Here is a 17,070-nt window from a genome sequence, read left to right on the forward strand (position 1 = left end):
TCACCCAATGACAAACGAGGCCGGTGCATCATAACAAATGCACCGGCCTCGCAATGTATAAGCCGCCGGGAACTATGTCCCGGCGGCGTGTAATCTTAAGCGGCTTGGCGGTCAGGCGGCGAGATCGCGCAGAACGGTCTGCAGGATGCCGCCGTTCTCCATGTAGGTGACCTCGTCGAGCGTATCGATGCGGCAAAGCAGCGGAACTTCCTTCACCGAACCATCGGCATAGGTGATCTTGGCGATCTTGGTTTCGCGCGGTTTGATGTCGCCTTCGAGACCGTCGATGGTGACCGTTTCGTCGCCCTTGAGGTTGAGCGAAGCCCAGGTCGTGCCGTCTTCGAAGGTGAAGGGAACGACGCCCATGCCGACCAGGTTCGAGCGGTGGATACGCTCGAAGGACTGGGCGATCACGGCCTTGACGCCGAGCAGGTTGGTGCCCTTCGCGGCCCAGTCGCGGGACGAGCCGTTGCCGTATTCGACGCCGGCGAAGATGACGAGCGGAACGCCCTCTTCCTTGTACTTCATGGCCGCGTCGTAGATCGACATCTCTTCTTTCGACGGATAGTGGATGGTGTAGCCACCTTCCTTGCCGTTCGGGCCGAGCATGTGGTTGCGGATGCGGATGTTGGCGAAGGTGCCGCGCATCATGACTTCATGGTTGCCGCGGCGCGTGCCGTACTGGTTGAAGTCCGCGACCTGGACACCGTTGTCGAGCAGATATGCACCAGCCGGCGAGGCGGCCTTGATCGAACCGGCCGGGGAGATGTGGTCGGTAGTAATCTTGTCGCCGAACAGGCCGAGGACGCGGGCGCCCTTGATGTCGTGCAGGCCCTCGCCGGTTTTCTTCATGCCGATGAAGTAGGGCGGGTTCTGAACGTAGGTCGACTTGTCGTCCCAGGCATAGGTCTGGCCTTCCGAAACCTGCACGGCCTGCCAGTTGGCGTCGCCCTTGAATACGTCGGCATACTTCGATTCGAAGAGTTCGCGGGTGACGTATTTGTGGATGAACTCCTGCACCTCGGCAGAGGTCGGCCAGATATCCTTGAGGTAGACCGGATTGCCGTCCTTGTCCTCGCCGAGCGGTTCCTTGGTCAGGTCTTTCTGGACCGAACCAGCGAGCGCGTAGGCGACGACGAGCGGCGGAGAGGCGAGATAGTTCGCCTGAACGTCGGGCGAAATGCGGCCTTCGAAGTTACGGTTGCCCGACAAAACGCCCGCAGTGATCAGGCCCTTGTCGTTGATCGTCTTCGAGATCGCCGGCGGTAGCGGACCGGAGTTGCCGATGCAGGTTGTGCAGCCGAAGCCGACGAGGTTGAATCCGAGCGCGTCGAGTTCCTTCTGCAGGCCGGACTTGGCAAGGTATTCGCCGACGACCTGCGATCCTGGTGCGAGCGAGGTCTTGACCCACGGCTTGGTCTTCAGGCCCTTGGCAACGGCGTTGCGGGCGAGAAGGCCGGCGGCGATCAGGACGCTCGGGTTCGACGTGTTGGTGCAGGAGGTGATGGCGGCGATGCAGACGTCGCCATGGCCGAGATCGAAGTTCTCGCCTTCGACCTGATAGCGCGTGGCGAGCTGGCCCGGCTTCTTGTAGTCGCCTTCGAGGGCGGTTGCGAAGTTCGGGGCGATGGTTTCGAGCGGCAGGCGGCCTTCCGGACGCTTCGGGCCGGCCATGGACGGTACGACGTCACCAAGGTCGAGTTCGAGTGTGTCGGTGAAGACGAGATCGGAACCGTCACCTTCGCGCCACATGCCCTGTGCCTTCGAATAGGCTTCGACGAGGGCGATACGATCCTTGCTGCGGCCGGACATGTCGAGATAACCGACCGTTGCCGAGTCGACCGGGAAGAAGCCGCAGGTCGCGCCGTATTCCGGGCCCATGTTGCCAATGGTCGCGCGATCGGCGACGGGCAGCGTGTCGAGGCCGGGGCCGAAGAACTCCACGAACTTCGAGACGACACCCTTCTTGCGCAGCATCTGCACGACGGTCAGCACGAGGTCGGTGGCGGTGACACCTTCCTTCAGCGTGCCGGTCAGCTTGAAGCCGATGACCTCAGGCAGAAGCATGGAGACCGGCTGGCCGAGCATGGCGGCTTCGGCTTCGATACCACCGACGCCCCAGCCCAGCACGCCGAGACCGTTGATCATCGTGGTGTGGCTGTCCGTCCCGACGCAGGTGTCCGGATAGGCGATCGTCTCTCCGTCCTCTTCCTTCGTCCAGACGGTCTGACCGAGATACTCAAAATTCACCTGGTGACAGATGCCCGTGCCCGGAGGAACGACGCGGAAATTCTTGAAGGCCTGCTGGCCCCATTTCAGGAAGCGGTAGCGCTCCCCGTTGCGCTGGTATTCGAGCTCGACGTTGCGGGCGAATGCCTGGGGCGTGCCGAATTCGTCGACGATAACCGAGTGGTCGATGACGAGGTCGACCGGAACGAGGGGATTGATCTTCTCCGGATCGCCGCCGAGCGCCTTGATGCCGTCACGCATCGCGGCGAGGTCGACGACCGCCGGAACGCCGGTGAAGTCCTGCATCAGGACACGGGCCGGGCGGTAAGCAATCTCGGCTTCAGTCAGACCCTTGTTGGTGAGCCAGGCGGCGACACTTTCGATGTCGGCTTTGGTGACTGAACGCCCGTCCTCGTTGCGCAGCAGGTTCTCAAGAAGCACCTTCATCGAGTAAGGGAGCTTCGAGACGCCTGCGAGGCCGTTCGCTTCCGCCTTGGGAAGGCTGTAATAGACGTAATCCTTGCCATTCACGGTAATCGTGGATCGGCAATTGAAACTGTCGAGTGATTTGGACACGGATATGAACCCCGCTTATTCTGATAGCCAACACATTCGTGCGGACGCCTATGCACTTCATGCACATCAGGATGCGGGTGCGACCATTTCCGCTGTCCGCCCGAGAAAACCGCTCCTCGCAATCTTCAAGTTCGGCACAAGGATGAACTACACGCCGGCCGCTGGCGTGGTTGCAGGTCTTATAGATAATTTCTAAGAAGGGTACCAGACCAACGAATGGCGAATTTCTACAAATTTTTGCAGGGCCCGAAGGGCCTCCGCTGGAAGGCTGGAACATGCGGCTGAGTGCCGAAAATCTCTCCGCCAAGCGCGGCGAGGACTTCATTTTCGAAGACATCTCCTTCACGCTGGGCGCGGGCGAAGCACTGGTCCTGACGGGACGGAACGGTTCGGGAAAATCGACGCTCCTCAGGGTGCTCGCCGGTTTGCTGAGACCCGAGCGAGGCCGTGTCGATTTTGTCGCCGCCGGAGATCACGAAAGCCGCCCCGCTCGCGAGGCGAGCCACTATCTCGGCCACCGCAATGCAATGAAGCATGAGCTTACGGTGGCGGAGAACCTCGTCTTCTGGAAGGAGTTCCTCGGAGACTTTGGCGGGGGGGATGGTATCCCGGTAGAGGATGCTGCCCACGCCGTGGGTCTCGAAGGTATTACACATCTTCCGTTCGGCTACCTTTCGGCCGGCCAGCAACGGCGCTTCGCGATGGCGAAGCTGCTGGTGGCCTACCGTCCGGTCTGGATTCTCGACGAACCGACCGCAGCCTTGGACGCAAGCGCCGATCGTATGTTTGCCGGTCTGGTCCACGATCATCTCGCAGTCGGCGGGATCGCGATCGCCGCGACGCACCAGCCGCTTGGCCTCAACGCCGCCCGCGAACTGAAGATGACGGGGTTCTCCGGCGCCCCCGGAGGTGTTTGGCAATGATGGCGCTCTTCCTACGTGACCTCAAGCTTTCCGTCAGGGCCGGTGGCGGCGCGCTGATCGGCGTCCTGTTCTTCATGACCGTCGTTGCCGTCATCCCGTTCGGTGTCGGACCTGATCTCAACCTGCTTTCGCGTATCGGACCCGCCATCGTCTGGATCGGTGCTCTTTTGTCCGCGCTGCTCGGACTCGACCGCCTTTTTCAGGCCGAGCGGGACGACGGATCGCTGGATCTGATGCTGATGCAGGAGTCGCCACTGGTCGTAACGGTCATCGTCAAGTGTCTGGCGCATTGGACTGCGACGAGCCTGCCGCTCGTCATCGCCTCACCCCTGCTTGGCCTTTTTATGAACATGAACGAGATCGCGATCGGGGCGGTGATGCTGACCCTGCTCGTCGGTTCGCCCGCCATCACGTTTATCGGTGCGGCAGGTGCGGCTGTGGCTGTTGCGCTTCCGCGCGGTGGCCTGCTCGTGTCCATCCTCGTGCTTCCGCTTGCCATTCCCGTGTTGATCTTCGGCGTCAGTGCGTCCTATGCGGCGGTCGAGGACCCCGCCCCATTTATGCCGCCCTTTCTGTTTCTGATCGCGATCGTGCTCTTCTTTGCCGTGATCGGCCCTGTGGCCGCTGCCGTCGCCTTGCGCAACGCCTCGGATTGATTGGTATCAATTGCAGCAAAACGGCAGTCAGGTTAGAAGTGTTCTATGAACCAAGCGAGCCTTACCATCTCCAAGATCACCGACCTTGCAAACCCCACCCGTTTTCTCGCACTTGCCAGGCGCGTGATTCCGTGGCTCGCGGTCTTGACCGCGCTGTTCTTCGTGGTTGGCCTCTATCTGAGTTTCACGACCGAGGGCGATTATCAGCAGGGCATGACGGTGCGCATCATGTATGTGCATGTGCCTGCCGCCTGGCTCTCGATGATGTGCTACACCATCATGGCGATTTCCGCCATAGGAACGCTCGTTTGGCGTCATCCGCTGGCCGACGTGTCCCACAAATCCGCAGCGCCGCTTGGTGCGGCATTCACGTTCATCGCTCTTCTCACCGGCTCCCTCTGGGGTAAGCCCATGTGGGGTACGTGGTGGGTCTGGGATGCCCGGCTCACTTCGGTTTTCGTGCTGTTCCTGATGTATCTCGGGCTGATCGCACTCAACCGTGCCGTGGATGAACCCTCCAAGGCTGCGCGGCTCAGTGCAGTTCTCATTCTCGTCGGATTCGTGAACATCCCGATCATCAAGTTCTCAGTCGAGTGGTGGAACACGTTGCACCAGCCGGCTAGCGTGATGCGCATGGGTGGCCCGACGATCGACGTCGAGTTCCTTCGACCGCTACTCGTGATGGCGATCGCCTTTACCCTTCTCTTTTTCACACTGCATATCGCGGCCATGCGCAACGAGATCTGGCGCCGTCGGATCGCCGTCCAGCGACGACTCGCCGCACGTATGGCGGGCCGGGAGACCTCGCAATGAGCCACGACTTTTATATCTATGTGTCGTATGGCGTGAGCGGTTTGGTCATCCTGGCTCTGATCGGTTGGGTCTGGCTGGATGGCCGTGCACGGCAGCGGGAACTGAAAGCGCTGGAAGCGGCAGGTGTCCGCCGCCGCTCGGCGACGGGTGCGAGTGATCGGCAGGCATGAGTGAGAGATTGAGCGAATCCCCCGAAAAGGCTGGTCGAGGCATTGGCCGCTACGCCTTGGCGATCGTGCCGCTGGCCATCTTTCTGGTCATTGCCGGCACTGCCGGCAAGATGCTCTATGATCAGGATTTCAACGGCAAGAGCACGACGGAAATTCCCTCCGCCCTGATCGGCACAAAGGCGCCCGATCTTGACTTGCCCGTGCTCGAAGGCGCGCAGGTGCCGGCACTGACTTCCAAGGTCGTTGCGGGCAAGCTGACACTGGTCAATGTCTTCGCGTCCTGGTGCGTTCCTTGTAGGCAGGAGCATCCCATCCTCAAGGAACTCGCAAAGGATCCGCGGCTTACGGTCGTCGCCATCAACTACAAGGACACCAGCGAGAATGCGCTGAAGTTCCTCGGCGAACTCGGAAATCCCTACAGCGCGATCGGCGTCGACCCCAACGGCAAGGCGGCTATCGACTGGGGTGTTTACGGCATTCCGGAGTCCTACCTTGTCGACGCCGACGGAACGATTGTCTACAAGCGCGTCGGTCCCTTCGACGCGCTCTCGCTCGAGAAGGGGCTCTATCCGGCGATCGAAAAGGCGCTGGCAAAAGGCTGAATCAAAGGCCGGCCTGCCACACCTTGATGGCTTCGATAGGCCACAGCAGCATCAGCACGTTCAGCGTCAGGTTGTCACGGATCAGCCATCCGACGTAGATCTCCAGGAACACAGCGATCGAGACGGTCAGCCACACGGGCGCGCGTGCGGCGAAGAGGAAGCCGACGACCATGAACAGGGTGTCCATGGTGGAGTTCAAGATGCTGTCGCCCTGATAGCCGATCGCCATGGTCGCAGTGCGATATCGGTCGATGACGAGCGGGGAATTTTCCACCAATTCCCATGCGGCCTCGATCAGGGTCGCAAACGCAAGTCGCATGGACAATGGCCGTCGTCTAAAGAGGACGAAAGCGAGAAGATAAAACAGGAAGCCGTGAATGATGTGCGACGGTGTGTACCAGTCCGCGATATGCTGCGAGTTTCCTGCGGTGTTCACACCGGGCTCGAAGAGCTTGATATAGCCGCATTCGCAGATAGGTATCCTGCCCATCAGGTGAAGGATGCCGATCTGTGCAAGGACGATCAGGCCGATGGCGGACAGCCAGAGGCGGGTCGCTTTGTGGCGATCCTGCGGATCGATCGCGGTGATCGTCACTTCGTCTCCTCCGTCTGTTCCTCGAGTGTGTGACGCATGATCAGCGGCATCTGTGCGAGCGTGAAGAGGATCGTGATCGGCATCGTACCCCAGACCTTGAAATTGACCCAAGCCTCGTCGGAGAAGTTGCGCCACACCACTTCGTTCAGGACGGCCAGAAATAGAAAGAAGACACCCCAGCGCAGCGTCAGCTTTCGCCAGCCGATGTCATCGAGTTGGAAGGCCGCGTTGAAGACATAGCCGAGCAGTGACTTGCCGAAGAAAAGCCCGCCGAGCAGGACAGCGCCGAAGAGCGTATTCACGATCGTCGGCTTCATCTTGATGAAAGTCTCGTCCTGCAGCCAGATGGAGAGCGATCCGAAGACCAGTACGACGATACCCGAGACGAACGGCATGACCGGCAGGTGACGAAAGACAATCTTGGAAACGATCAGAGATGCAACCGTCGCGGCCATGAACAACGCGGTTGCGATGAAGAGCGGGCCCCCCACGGCAGCAAGCACCGGGAACGTCTTCGCAAGCCATTCGCCACGAAGGTTGCCGAAGAAGAAGATGAGCAATGGGCCCAATTCCAGCGCCAGTTTGAGAAGTGGATGGTGCTTCTCTTCCTCCGTTGGTTTCTCGGATTCAAACTGCGCTTCGACCTGGGCAATGACCGTTCCTCGTACAGGGTCTTGCTTCAGGCGCGAGAAACCATTTGTGAACCAGCGAAAGAGCGGTTGCTTGCTCATGCGTTTACTCCTGCAATCGCCTTGGCGAAATCATCCGCCTCGAACGGTTCGAGGTCATCGATACCCTCGCCGACGCCGATGAAATACACCGGCAGCTTGTGCCTGGCGGCAATTGCTACGAGGATGCCGCCGCGGGCGGTGCCGTCCAGCTTGGTCATTACCAATCCGTTGACACCGGCGACGTTACGGAAGATCTCGACTTGGGCCATCGCGTTCTGACCCGTGGTCGCATCCAGCGTCTGGAGTACCGTATGCGGTGCATCAGGGTCGAGCTTGCCGAGCACGCGGACAATCTTCTCAAGCTCCGCCATCAGTTCCGTCTTGTTCTGAAGACGACCGGCGGTATCGATGATCAGGACGTCCGAGCTTTCGGCCTTGGCACGCTCGAAGGCGTCATAGGCGAGACCCGCCGCGTCCGCTCCCAGTTTCGTGCCGACAAAGGTTGACCCGGTACGATCGGCCCAGATCTTCAGCTGTTCGATCGCCGCGGCGCGGAAGGTGTCGCCGGCTGCCAGCATGACCTTCAGGCCGGAACCCGAGAGTTTCGCCGCCAGCTTGCCGATCGTGGTGGTCTTGCCGGTGCCGTTGACGCCGACGACCAGGATGACGTGCGGCTTATGGCTGAGGTCCAGTTCGAGCGGTCGTGCAACGGGTTTCAGAACCTTGGTAATCTCGCTTGCCATGATGCGGGCGACGTCTTCGCCGGTGACATCCTTGCCGTAGCGCTCGGAAGAGAGCGTGTCAGTGATGCGCATCGCCGTCTCGACGCCGAGGTCGGCCTGGATGAGCAGGTCCTCGAGGTCCTGAAGCGTGTCCTCATCGAGCTTTCGCTTGGTGAAGAGGGCGGTGATCTGTCCGGTCAGCTGCGAAGACGTGCGGAACAATCCGGCGCGCAGACGCTGGAACCAGGAGAGCTTTTGAACAGGCTCCTCCGGCACGTCCTCAGGCGCAGCCGTACCTAGCGCAAATCCCTTCGGAAGAGCAGGTTCGGCGAGACTCGCCTGTTCCTTTTCTCCAACCGGAGGCATCGCCTCGGCGTCTTCCTGTTCCGCTTTCGCTTCCGTATCCGAGGGCGCCTCCGGCGCCTCGTCACGGTCGGCGGGCAGGGGAGGAGCCTCTTCCTGCTCGGGCGGCGAGGTCTTCGCCTTGTCTTCGGACGTCAGATCGGCAACGGCCTGGTCTTCCCCGGTCTGGTGCAGTGTCTCGTCAGAGGCCGAAGCGTCGTGCTCTGTGGGCGCCGAGCCGCTCGGCTTGTCCTTGCCGAAAGTGAAGACCTTCTTGATGAAGCCGAGCGCCATGAACAATCCGTTCGAGATCAGGCAGCCGAGCGGCTAGCCAATTGCATTTCCAGGTTCTTGCCATTGTGGCCGGTGATCGTGACGGTCACAAGGTCGCGTGGCGCAAGCCCGGAGGCCTCGACCAGCGAGAAGTTTTCCGTATGGCCCATGCCGTTGTTTTCGACAAGGATCGTCTGACGCGTTCCGACCATTGACGACAGATGTGCGGTATGAAGCTTCTGGGCGCTTTCGCGCAAGCGTGCCGCTCTCTCCTTCACCAGCGTGCGATCGAGCTGCGGCATGCGCGCCGCCGGCGTGCCCGGGCGCGGACTGTAAGGGAAGACGTGGAGGTGTGCGATGCCGATCTCCTCGGCAAGGCCCACGGCGTTCCCGAACATTTCCTCCGTCTCCGTCGGAAAGCCGGCTATCATGTCCGCGCCGAACGCAATGTCCGGCCGCAGTGCCCGGACCTTTCTCGCGAAGTTGACTGCGTCCGAACGGCCGTGGCGACGCTTCATCCGCTTGAGGATCAGGTCATCTCCATGCTGCAGCGAGAGATGAAGGTGCGGCATGAAGCGCGGCTCATCCGCGATGAGATCGAACAAATGGCTGTCGACTTCGATACTGTCGATCGAGGACAGGCGTAGCCGCCGGATCTCCGGCACTTGCTTCAGGAGCGTTTTTGCAAGCAGGCCAAGACTCGGCCCGCCGGGAAGATCGGCACCATAGCTGGTCGCGTCGACGCCGGTCAGCACCACTTCGCGATAGCCGTTTTCAGCAAGCCTGCGGGCCTGCTCGACGACTGCACCCATCGGGACAGAACGGGAGTTGCCGCGGCCGTAGGGTATGATGCAGAATGTGCAACGGTGGTCGCAGCCGGTCTGAACCTGCAGAAAGCCGCGGACGTGGCCATCAATATGCGCGACCATTTGCGGCGCAGTTTCCGAAATGCTCATGATGTCGTTGACGCGGATCTTTTCCTCGCCTTCGACCCCGAAATCCGGAATCCTCCGGTAATATTCAGCTTTGAGTTTCTCCTCATTGCCAAGGACGGCATCGACCTCGGGCATTGCGGCAAAGCTCTGGGTATCGGTCTGAGCGGCGCAACCGGTCACCACAATCCGGGTGTTCGGATTCTCGCGGCGCGCGCGGCGGATCGCCTGGCGCGCCTGCCGGACAGCTTCGCCGGTAACCGCGCAGGTGTTGATGAGAATCGCATCGCTGAGGCCGGCTTTGGCCGCTTCAGCCTTCATCACTTCGGACTCATAGGTGTTGAGTCGGCAGCCGAAGGTAATGACCTCGATCCCGCTCACGAGGCGGATGCTCCGCTTTCCGACGGTGTGCTGCGCTGCCAGGCGCCGGTCGCCGGATCGAGCGTGCCGGACCATTCCCATTCGGCGGGGCCGGTCATGACCACACGGTTGTCGCGTTCGCGCCATTCGATCGTAAGGGCCTGCCGGTTCGGGCTGGAGGCGACGGTAACAGTCACCCTGCGGCCGGTTCGGCCGGTGCGTGCGCCGGTGACGGCCGCCGCGCATGCGGCTGAACCACAGGCGAGCGTCAGTCCCGCTCCGCGTTCCCAGGTGCGGGTCGTCATTGCGTCGGGTGCGGTCACCTGCGCCAGTGTGATGTTCGCCTTTTCAGGAAACATTGGATGATTTTCGAGAAGCGGACCGAAACGGTCGAGATCGAAGGTCATCGGATCGCGGTCGACCCAGAAGATCGCGTGCGGATTGCCCATCGAAACGGCCGAGGGTGAATGCAGGATCGGAGCGTCGATTGGGCCGATCTGCAATTCGATGCGGCTGGTGTCGTGAAATTCTTCGGCAAGTGGAATGCGGTTCCACTCGAAGACGGGTTCGCCCATATCGACCGAAATGGTACCGTCCTCATGCTCGACGGCATTCAGGATCCCAGCGATGGTCTGAAATGTGAAGGTCTTGCGTCCTGTCTCGGCTGCAAGCGCCTGCACGACGCAGCGTGTTCCGTTACCGCAGGCCTGCGCTCGCGTGCCGTCGCAGTTCAGGATATCGATATAGGCATCGGTGCCAGACAGCTTCGGATCGTGGATCGCCATGATCTGGTCGAACGCCGTTTCCGGGTTACCGGCGAGGCTGACGGCCGCCCCCGGCGAGACCCGGTCGGCACGGCCGCGCATGTCGATGACCAGGATCTTGTTGCCAAGCCCGTTCATCTTCGCGAATTCGACCGTCGCTGCCGTCATGCTGTCACTTTCGATAGTTGTCGTCGCTTATATGGCGGAAAAGCACCGGAATTACCAGTGTGCTTCATGCTCGGTCGGAGCCTTACGGGGCATGAATGGTGGCTGTCCGGGGTGCCCCGAAGGGGGCTCGCGGGCAGATCGACGGGTGCATTCGTCAAGAAGGGGCTGAAATACTTGACTCCGGCGCGGTTTTCCTGTTTACCGCCTGCAAATCTGCGACGAGATTGAGACTCCGAGCCGCCGACCGGGACCCGCCAAGGTATAAAGAGATCCCGGAGGTCAACACCCGACAGCGCGTTGCGCCCTCGGGTGCTTTTTGGTTTTGCGTCTTGTTTTCGGCGGAGAAAAGACCAACGTTTCGGGGATCCGAAACGATAAGGAAGAGCCGATGTTTGAAAACCTCCAGGACCGCCTTGGTTCCATTCTGAATGGACTGACGGGCCGTGGCGCCTTGTCGGAAGCCGATGTTTCCGCCGCGCTGCGCGAGGTACGCCGTGCGCTTCTGGAAGCCGACGTCGCCCTTGAGGTCGTGCGCTCGTTCACCGACCGAGTGCGGGAAAAGGCCGTCGGCGCTGCCGTCCTGAAGTCGATCAAGCCCGGGCAGATGGTCGTCAAGATCGTCCATGACGAACTCGTCGAGATGCTGGGCTCCGAGGGCGTTTCGATCGATCTCAATGCGCCGGCGCCGGTTGTCGTGATGATGGTCGGTCTGCAGGGTTCGGGCAAGACGACAACCACCGGCAAGATCGCCAAGCGCTTGACCGACCGCGAGAAGAAGAAGGTCCTGATGGCCTCGCTCGACACGCGTCGTCCGGCCGCCCAGGAACAACTGCGTCAGCTCGGCATGCAGACCGGCATTGACGTTTTGCCGATCATCGCCGGCCAGTCGCCGACCGATATCGCCTCGCGCGCCGTGCAGGCCGCAAAGCTCGGCGGCCATGACGTGGTCATCCTCGACACGGCCGGCCGGACCCATATCGACGAGCCGCTGATGATCGAGATGGCCGAAATCAAGGCCAGGTCGAAGCCGCACGAGATCCTGCTCGTCGCCGATGCGCTGACTGGTCAGGACGCCGTCAATCTCGCGCGCAATTTCGATGAGCGTGTCGGCATCACCGGCCTCGTGCTCACCCGCATGGACGGCGACGGTCGCGGTGGTGCTGCTCTTTCGATGCGCGCGGTCACGGGCAAACCGATCAAGTTGATCGGTGTCGGCGAAAAGATGACGGAACTCGAAGAGTTCCATCCACGGCGCATCGCCGATCGCATTCTCGGCATGGGCGACATCGTTTCGCTGGTCGAGAGGGCGGCCGAGACGATCGATGCCGAGAAGGCGAAGGCCATGGCCGAGAAGATGGCCAAGGGCAAGTTCGACTTGAACGACCTCGCCGAACAGCTGAAGCAGATGCAGAAGATGGGCGGCATGGGCGGCATCATGGGTCTTATGCCCGGCATGGCCGGAATGAAGGACAAGATGGCCGCCGCCGGGCTGAACGACAAGCTGTTCGGCCGCCAGATCGCCATCATCCAGTCGATGACCAAGGCCGAGCGGGCCAATCCCGACATTCTCAAGCATTCCCGCAAGAAGCGTATCGCCGCCGGTTCCGGCACGGACGCCGCCGAGATCAACAAGCTCCTGAAAATGCACCGCCAGATGGCCGACATGATGAAAATGATGGGCGGCAAGAAGGGCGGCGGCATGATGAAGCAGATGATGGGCGGCCTCGCCGGCAAGATGGGCCTTGGTGGCATGGGCGGGATGCCGGATCTGTCCAGCATGGATCCGAAGCAGATCGAAGCACTTGCCAAGCAGGCGGAAGCGGCGGGGATCAAGCCGGGTGCGCTTCCGGGGCTTGGCGGTGGCGGATTGCCTGGACTGGGCGGAAAGTTGCCGGGTCTCGGTGGTGGGTTCCCGGGCCTTCCCGGGTTGCCGAAGAAGAAGTGAGGCAAGACACACCATGATCGCTCCGCACGTCAAGGAACAGCTCGCGAGCTACCGTCAGTCGATCGACAATATCGACGCTGCTCTCGTGCACATGCTCGCCGAACGGTTTCGTTGTACGAAGGCGGTCGGCGTTCTCAAGGCCCAATACGATTTGCCGCCGGCCGATCCGGCGCGCGAGGAATACCAGATCGAACGTCTTCGTCGCCTGGCGCAAGACGCCCATCTGGATCCGGATTTCGCAGAAAAGTTCCTGAATTTCATCATCAGGGAAGTTATCCGGCATCATGAAGCAATCGCCGCCGATATCGGCAGCAATTCGGAAAAGACCGCCTGACATCAGGCGGACCAGAAAAGCCCAAGGAGTAAAGAAATGGCACTGAAAATTCGTCTCGCCCGTGGCGGTTCCAAGAAGCGTCCGTACTACCAGATCGTCGTTGCCGACGCCCGCTCGCCCCGCGACGGTCGTTTCCTCGAGAAGGTCGGCGCGTGGAACCCGATGCTTCCGAAGGACAGCGAGAAGCGCATCGAACTGAACGTCGAACGCATCAAGGAATGGGTTGCCAAGGGCGCCCAGCCGACCGACCGCGTTCTGCGTTTCATGGCTGAAGCCGGCCTCGCCGCTCGCGACGCCCGCAACAATCCGGAAAAGGCAAAGCCGGGCAAGAAGGCCCTGGAGCGCATCAAGGAAAAGGAAATGAAGGCCGCCGAGGCCGCTGCCGCTGCTGCCGAAGCAAGCGCCGCGGAGTAATTTCCATTCCCTGCGAATCCGACGGGCGGCAGCATCTTGCCGCCCGTTTTTCGTTTCCTTTCACCGTGCTTCGTCCTAAAAGACAGCATAGTGAAGATCTCGGATGGCCAGTACTCATGACGACCCTTAGGAATCCTGTTCTGATGGCTACTGTGGGCGCCGCCCAGGGGCTCCGGGGAGAGGTTCGCGTCAAGGCGTATACGGCCGATCCGATGGCGCTCGGCGATTATGGCAACCTGCGGAGCCTTGACGGTCGGGTCTTCGAGATTCTCGAAATTCGCGAGGCGAAGAACGTGGCGATCGTGCGCTTCCGTGGCGTGAATGATCGCAATGCAGCCGAGGCGCTGAACGGACTCGAGCTCTATATCGAGCGGGACGCACTTCCTGATGGCGAGCTCGAGGACGACGAGTTCTACTATGCTGATCTCGAAGGCCTCGATGTCTATGACGGTGCCGGTAAGCACTACGGGTCAGTGTCCGCCGTGTTCGACTTCGGGGCGGGGGATCTGCTGGAAATCAAGGGGCCGGGCAAACGACCCGTACTCATCCCGTTCTCGGAGACGGCTGTACTCGAAATAGATCTCGAAAGCGGCCGTTTGCTGATCGACCCCATCGCGGCGGGCCTCGAGGAGGAGGGCAAGCCACCGCGCAGGGACGGACAGAGTTCCAAAAGTCCCGACGAGAGGTAAGTGGCCGGACATGGGCTTCCGAGCGACGATCCTTACCCTCTACCCCGAAATGTTTCCCGGCCATCTGGGTTTCTCGCTTGCGGGTCGCGCACTCGAGCGCGGCCAGTGGACGATGGAGACCGTTCAGATTCGTGACTTCGCCGCTGACAGACATCGGACGGTTGACGATACGCCGGCTGGCGGCGGCGCCGGCATGGTGCTCAAACCGGACGTGCTGGCGCGAGCGATCGATGACGTGGCGAAGGACGACCGGCCGAGGCTGTTGATGAGCCCCAGGGGCAAGCCACTGACGCAGCAACGGGTGCGGCAACTCGCGTCCGGCGAGGGTGTGGTAATCGTCTGCGGCCGTTTTGAAGGTGTCGATCAACGCGTCATCGAAGCCCGCGATCTCGAGGAAGTCTCGATCGGCGACTATATCCTCTCGGGAGGGGAGCCGGCGGCGCTTGTCGTCCTCGATGCTGTTGTCCGCATCCTGCCGGGGGTCATGGGCAACGAACTTTCCGGGGTCCACGAGAGCTTCGAAGGCGGTCTCCTGGAACATCCACAATATACCCGCCCGCAGATCTTCGAGGGGCGAGAAATTCCCGCGGTGCTGACGTCGGGCAATCACGGCGCGATCGAGAAGTGGCGCCACGAACAGGCGCTTGCTCTCACAAAGGAGAGGCGCGCGGACCTCCTGAGTGGCGATACCGGGTCTCAGCCGGTGAAGAAATAGTAGGCTGCGAGAGCCAGCCCGAGGGCCACGACGATCCAGCGCAGCAGGGCCTGTGGTGCACGCCTGGCGATACCGACGCCGGCGTAGCCTCCTAGCGCAACGGCCGGCACCATGATGGCGGCGTGCAGCCAGGAAATGGCACCGGCGGATGTGAAGACGGCAATCGCAACCGCGGCGATGACGATCGAGAGGAAGTTCTTCAGCGCGTTGAGACGGTGATAGTCGCCGCCACTGGCAAGTCCCAGTGAGGCGAGCATCATGATGCCCATGCCGGCGCCGAAGAAACCTCCGTAGAAGGAGGTCGCCGTCTGCAGCCCGAGACCGAGCGGGCTCGCGGGATGGCTTTCTCCCGCATTCTTGGGCCGCAGTTTCGGCCCGACGGCGAAGACCGCGGTCGCCGCGACCAGCAGCCAGGGAACCATGGCGCGAAAGGCAGGATTGGAGAGAGATACGAGGAACAGAGCGCCGCCTAGGGAGCCGGCCGCCGACACGAGTGCCAGGACGACCGTGCCCTTGCCGATCGCCTTCAGTTCGCGCAGGTATGCAAGAGTCGAGGTGATATAGCCCGGAAACTGGGTAATCGACGAGGTGGCGTTGGCGGCGATCGGAGGAAGACCGGCAAGCGTCATGGCTCCAAAGGTCAGGAAAGTGCCACCACCCGCGATGGCATTGACCACGCCCGACAGGAAACCGGCGACAAACAGAAGCACAATGACGGCCAAGGTCATGATCTCACCCCTCCAGATGCACGGCATGCATATTCGTTCTGACCGTTGTCGGCAAGCTTGCGCGACGGGGACAAAAGAGGCGGGAGGGGGTGACAAGCCGCTTCGTTTCGTGTAATGGCACGCGCGGAAATGGGCTTTTGCCCGTCTGCCACAACAAAGAACCGCGTATCCGCTCCGACCCTTCCGGGTCAATATCCCGAGGCATGACCAAGGGATCACAGTCGAGCGCTCTGGCTGTTTCAGAAGAAATCGAGGTTAGACAGATGAACATCATTCAGCAGCTGGAAGCCGAACAGGCCGCCAAGATCGAAGCCAAGCGCAAGCTCCCGGAATTCTCCCCGGGCGACACGCTCCGCGTCAACGTCACCGTCAAGGAAGGCAACCGTACCCGCGTTCAGGCCTATGAAGGCGTGTGCATCGCTCGTTCGGGCGCCGGCATCAACGAGAGCTTCACGGTTCGCAAGATCTCCTACGGCGAAGGCGTCGAGCGCGTATTCCCGGTCTACTCGCCGCTCGTTGAAAGCGTCGAAGTCGTGCGCCGTGGTAAGGTTCGTCGCGCCAAGCTCTACTACCTGCGCGATCGTCGCGGCAAGTCGGCTCGTATCGTCGAGAACACCGGCACCCGCGCCCGCAAGCTCAACGAAAACGAGCGCGCTGCGATCGCCGAGGAAAAGGCACGCATCGAAGCTGAAAAGGTTGCAGCAGCCCAGGCTCTCGCTGCCGAAAAGGCAGCCGCAGAAGCCGCTGAAAAGGCCGCTGCCGCCGAAGGCGCAGCAGAATAAGATCTCCCACAGCGGGTTTGGAAAGGCGGCTTTCGAGCCGCCTTTTTTGTTTCGTCCGTTGGTCAACGACGTTCCAAAGCGGGAATCGCCGCTTGCGCACCACGGTGGCTGCTGTACATTCTCTCGGCTACCTGGGGGAGGCGATGCGACGTAGAACAACGACATGGCAGATGGCGACGCGTGTTTTGTGCGTGGTCACGCTTGTCTTCATTGGCCTCGCTCATCGCGCACCTGCAGTTGCCACCTCCAGTCTTTCCGCGAGCGAGATAGCAGCCTTCACCTTGCCCGACGGCAGTTGGCCGGCGCTCTGCCTTCCCGGTGACGGTAAGGCTAGTGGTGACAAGGGCCAATTGGCCGGTGGTGGTTGCGAAGCCTGTCGCCTCGCGGCGGGTATGCTCCTTCCGCAGCCGGAGGATGCAATCGGCAGACGCCTGCCCGATGTCCTCGACATTCTTCCAACCGTTCGTGTTGCCGTTGCGAGCTTCCGGCATTTCTCACCGAACGCCGCGCCGAGAGCGCCTCCTTTCCCGACCGTCGCCTGAACCCGGCCGCGCGGACTCCGCGTTCGCGCGCCGGGTACGTGTTCACAGCCTAGAACGATCTTCTTTTCGATCGCTTATCCGCAGCGGCCCAAGACGGCTTCAGCGTGTGGGTTCCCGGCGCTGTG

Annotated in this window: 19 protein-coding genes; 12 read left to right on the forward strand and 7 right to left on the reverse strand. The window is 61.3% G+C overall.

Annotated features, from left to right (window positions below):
• Positions 1-111: 111 nt before the first annotated feature.
• The gene (gene acnA / locus NHF53_RS20245) at positions 112-2,805 is read right to left on the reverse strand and encodes an aconitate hydratase AcnA (protein ID WP_252835783.1); all 2,694 of its coding nucleotides are present in this window, start codon (positions 2,803-2,805) and stop codon (positions 112-114) included.
• 275 nt (positions 2,806-3,080) lie between these two features.
• On the opposite strand from acnA, the gene ccmA reads away from it, so the two are divergent.
• Genes ccmA through NHF53_RS20270 form a run of 5 tightly spaced genes read left to right on the forward strand, consistent with a single transcriptional unit; the run spans position 3,081 to position 5,969 of the window.
• Positions 3,081-3,728 (forward strand): heme ABC exporter ATP-binding protein CcmA, encoded by a 648-nt coding sequence (gene ccmA, locus NHF53_RS20250; RefSeq protein ID WP_252835784.1) that lies wholly within the window; start codon positions 3,081-3,083, stop codon positions 3,726-3,728.
• A complete protein-coding gene (ccmB, locus tag NHF53_RS20255) occupies positions 3,725-4,384 on the forward strand; it encodes a heme exporter protein CcmB (RefSeq protein WP_252835785.1) in 660 nt (219 codons plus the stop codon). The genes ccmA and ccmB overlap by 4 nt, the downstream gene beginning before the upstream one ends.
• A 45-nt stretch (positions 4,385-4,429) precedes the next feature.
• A complete protein-coding gene (locus NHF53_RS20260) occupies positions 4,430-5,197 on the forward strand; it encodes a heme ABC transporter permease (RefSeq protein ID WP_252835786.1) in 768 nt (255 codons plus the stop codon).
• Complete coding sequence (gene ccmD / locus NHF53_RS20265) at positions 5,194-5,367, forward strand: heme exporter protein CcmD (protein WP_252835787.1); 174 nt, start codon at positions 5,194-5,196, stop codon at positions 5,365-5,367. Before NHF53_RS20260 ends, ccmD begins: the two co-directional genes overlap by 4 nt.
• A complete protein-coding gene (locus NHF53_RS20270; protein ID WP_252835788.1) occupies positions 5,364-5,969 on the forward strand; it encodes a DsbE family thiol:disulfide interchange protein in 606 nt (201 codons plus the stop codon). The genes ccmD and NHF53_RS20270 overlap by 4 nt, the downstream gene beginning before the upstream one ends.
• Position 5,970: 1 nt before the next feature.
• Here the strand turns inward: NHF53_RS20270 and NHF53_RS20275 are convergent, their stop codons facing one another.
• Genes NHF53_RS20275 through dapF form a run of 5 tightly spaced genes read right to left on the reverse strand, consistent with a single transcriptional unit; the run spans position 5,971 to position 10,796 of the window.
• The gene (locus NHF53_RS20275) at positions 5,971-6,558 is read right to left on the reverse strand and encodes a DUF2585 domain-containing protein (RefSeq protein ID WP_374591282.1); all 588 of its coding nucleotides are present in this window, start codon (positions 6,556-6,558) and stop codon (positions 5,971-5,973) included.
• Positions 6,559-6,560: 2 nt separating this feature from the next.
• Complete coding sequence (locus tag NHF53_RS20280; protein ID WP_252835789.1) at positions 6,561-7,295, reverse strand: septation protein A; 735 nt, start codon at positions 7,293-7,295, stop codon at positions 6,561-6,563.
• Positions 7,292-8,593, reverse strand: a complete 1,302-nt coding sequence (ftsY, locus tag NHF53_RS20285; protein WP_252835790.1) for a signal recognition particle-docking protein FtsY — start codon at positions 8,591-8,593, stop codon at positions 7,292-7,294. The genes NHF53_RS20280 and ftsY overlap by 4 nt, the downstream gene beginning before the upstream one ends.
• Positions 8,594-8,610: 17 nt before the next feature.
• On the reverse strand, positions 8,611-9,885 hold the full coding sequence (gene mtaB / locus NHF53_RS20290; RefSeq protein ID WP_252835791.1) for a tRNA (N(6)-L-threonylcarbamoyladenosine(37)-C(2))-methylthiotransferase MtaB: 1,275 nt from the start codon (positions 9,883-9,885) through the stop codon (positions 8,611-8,613).
• The gene (gene dapF / locus NHF53_RS20295) at positions 9,882-10,796 is read right to left on the reverse strand and encodes a diaminopimelate epimerase (RefSeq protein WP_252835792.1); all 915 of its coding nucleotides are present in this window, start codon (positions 10,794-10,796) and stop codon (positions 9,882-9,884) included. Before dapF ends, mtaB begins: the two co-directional genes overlap by 4 nt.
• Positions 10,797-11,184: 388 nt before the next feature.
• Here dapF and ffh point away from each other — a divergent pair, with 388 nt between their 5' ends.
• From ffh to trmD, 5 genes are all read left to right on the forward strand, one after another.
• Complete coding sequence (ffh, locus tag NHF53_RS20300; protein WP_252835793.1) at positions 11,185-12,741, forward strand: signal recognition particle protein; 1,557 nt, start codon at positions 11,185-11,187, stop codon at positions 12,739-12,741.
• A 13-nt stretch (positions 12,742-12,754) separates the two neighbouring features.
• Entirely contained in the window at positions 12,755-13,075 is a 321-nt protein-coding gene (locus NHF53_RS20305; protein WP_112690617.1) for a chorismate mutase, read from the forward strand.
• Positions 13,076-13,111: 36 nt separating this feature from the next.
• Complete coding sequence (gene rpsP, locus NHF53_RS20310) at positions 13,112-13,489, forward strand: 30S ribosomal protein S16 (protein WP_112690618.1); 378 nt, start codon at positions 13,112-13,114, stop codon at positions 13,487-13,489.
• Between the two features lie 116 nt (positions 13,490-13,605).
• A complete protein-coding gene (rimM, locus tag NHF53_RS20315; RefSeq protein ID WP_114362735.1) occupies positions 13,606-14,178 on the forward strand; it encodes a ribosome maturation factor RimM in 573 nt (190 codons plus the stop codon).
• Between the two features lie 10 nt (positions 14,179-14,188).
• Positions 14,189-14,893 (forward strand): tRNA (guanosine(37)-N1)-methyltransferase TrmD, encoded by a 705-nt coding sequence (trmD, locus tag NHF53_RS20320; protein WP_252835794.1) that lies wholly within the window; start codon positions 14,189-14,191, stop codon positions 14,891-14,893.
• Here trmD and NHF53_RS20325 read toward each other — a convergent pair.
• Positions 14,875-15,621 carry a sulfite exporter TauE/SafE family protein gene (locus NHF53_RS20325; protein WP_114362737.1) on the reverse strand — a complete coding sequence of 249 codons (747 nt, stop codon included), beginning with the start codon at positions 15,619-15,621 and terminating at the stop codon, positions 14,875-14,877. The two genes, trmD and NHF53_RS20325, sit on opposite strands and share 19 nt — an antisense overlap.
• 263 nt (positions 15,622-15,884) lie before the next feature.
• On the opposite strand from NHF53_RS20325, the gene rplS reads away from it, so the two are divergent.
• A complete protein-coding gene (gene rplS / locus NHF53_RS20330) occupies positions 15,885-16,403 on the forward strand; it encodes a 50S ribosomal protein L19 (protein WP_112690622.1) in 519 nt (172 codons plus the stop codon).
• A 143-nt stretch (positions 16,404-16,546) separates the two neighbouring features.
• On the forward strand, positions 16,547-16,945 hold the full coding sequence (locus NHF53_RS20335; RefSeq protein WP_252835795.1) for a hypothetical protein: 399 nt from the start codon (positions 16,547-16,549) through the stop codon (positions 16,943-16,945).
• Positions 16,946-17,070: the final 125 nt, after the last annotated feature.

Origin of the sequence: Ciceribacter sp. RN22, assembly GCF_024054295.1 — a bacterium.
GTDB lineage: Bacteria > Pseudomonadota > Alphaproteobacteria > Rhizobiales > Rhizobiaceae > Allorhizobium > Allorhizobium lividum.

What these genes read in the sequence shown, in the direction of transcription:
- trmD (WP_252835794.1), top strand. Translation starts at nt 14,189, where the DNA reads ATGGGCTTCCGAGCGACGATCCTTACCCTCTACCCCGAAATGTTTCCC.
- rplS (WP_112690622.1), top strand. Translation starts at nt 15,885, where the DNA reads ATGAACATCATTCAGCAGCTGGAAGCCGAACAGGCCGCCAAGATCGAA.
- dapF (WP_252835792.1), bottom strand. Translation starts at nt 10,796, where the DNA reads ATGACGGCAGCGACGGTCGAATTCGCGAAGATGAACGGGCTTGGCAAC.
- ffh (WP_252835793.1), top strand. Translation starts at nt 11,185, where the DNA reads ATGTTTGAAAACCTCCAGGACCGCCTTGGTTCCATTCTGAATGGACTG.
- NHF53_RS20335 (WP_252835795.1), top strand. Translation starts at nt 16,547, where the DNA reads ATGCGACGTAGAACAACGACATGGCAGATGGCGACGCGTGTTTTGTGC.
- ftsY (WP_252835790.1), bottom strand. Translation starts at nt 8,593, where the DNA reads ATGGCGCTCGGCTTCATCAAGAAGGTCTTCACTTTCGGCAAGGACAAG.
- ccmA (WP_252835784.1), top strand. Translation starts at nt 3,081, where the DNA reads ATGCGGCTGAGTGCCGAAAATCTCTCCGCCAAGCGCGGCGAGGACTTC.
- rpsP (WP_112690618.1), top strand. Translation starts at nt 13,112, where the DNA reads ATGGCACTGAAAATTCGTCTCGCCCGTGGCGGTTCCAAGAAGCGTCCG.
- ccmB (WP_252835785.1), top strand. Translation starts at nt 3,725, where the DNA reads ATGATGGCGCTCTTCCTACGTGACCTCAAGCTTTCCGTCAGGGCCGGT.
- rimM (WP_114362735.1), top strand. Translation starts at nt 13,606, where the DNA reads ATGACGACCCTTAGGAATCCTGTTCTGATGGCTACTGTGGGCGCCGCC.
- NHF53_RS20305 (WP_112690617.1), top strand. Translation starts at nt 12,755, where the DNA reads ATGATCGCTCCGCACGTCAAGGAACAGCTCGCGAGCTACCGTCAGTCG.
- NHF53_RS20270 (WP_252835788.1), top strand. Translation starts at nt 5,364, where the DNA reads ATGAGTGAGAGATTGAGCGAATCCCCCGAAAAGGCTGGTCGAGGCATT.
- ccmD (WP_252835787.1), top strand. Translation starts at nt 5,194, where the DNA reads ATGAGCCACGACTTTTATATCTATGTGTCGTATGGCGTGAGCGGTTTG.
- NHF53_RS20260 (WP_252835786.1), top strand. Translation starts at nt 4,430, where the DNA reads ATGAACCAAGCGAGCCTTACCATCTCCAAGATCACCGACCTTGCAAAC.
- NHF53_RS20280 (WP_252835789.1), bottom strand. Translation starts at nt 7,295, where the DNA reads ATGAGCAAGCAACCGCTCTTTCGCTGGTTCACAAATGGTTTCTCGCGC.
- NHF53_RS20325 (WP_114362737.1), bottom strand. Translation starts at nt 15,621, where the DNA reads ATGACCTTGGCCGTCATTGTGCTTCTGTTTGTCGCCGGTTTCCTGTCG.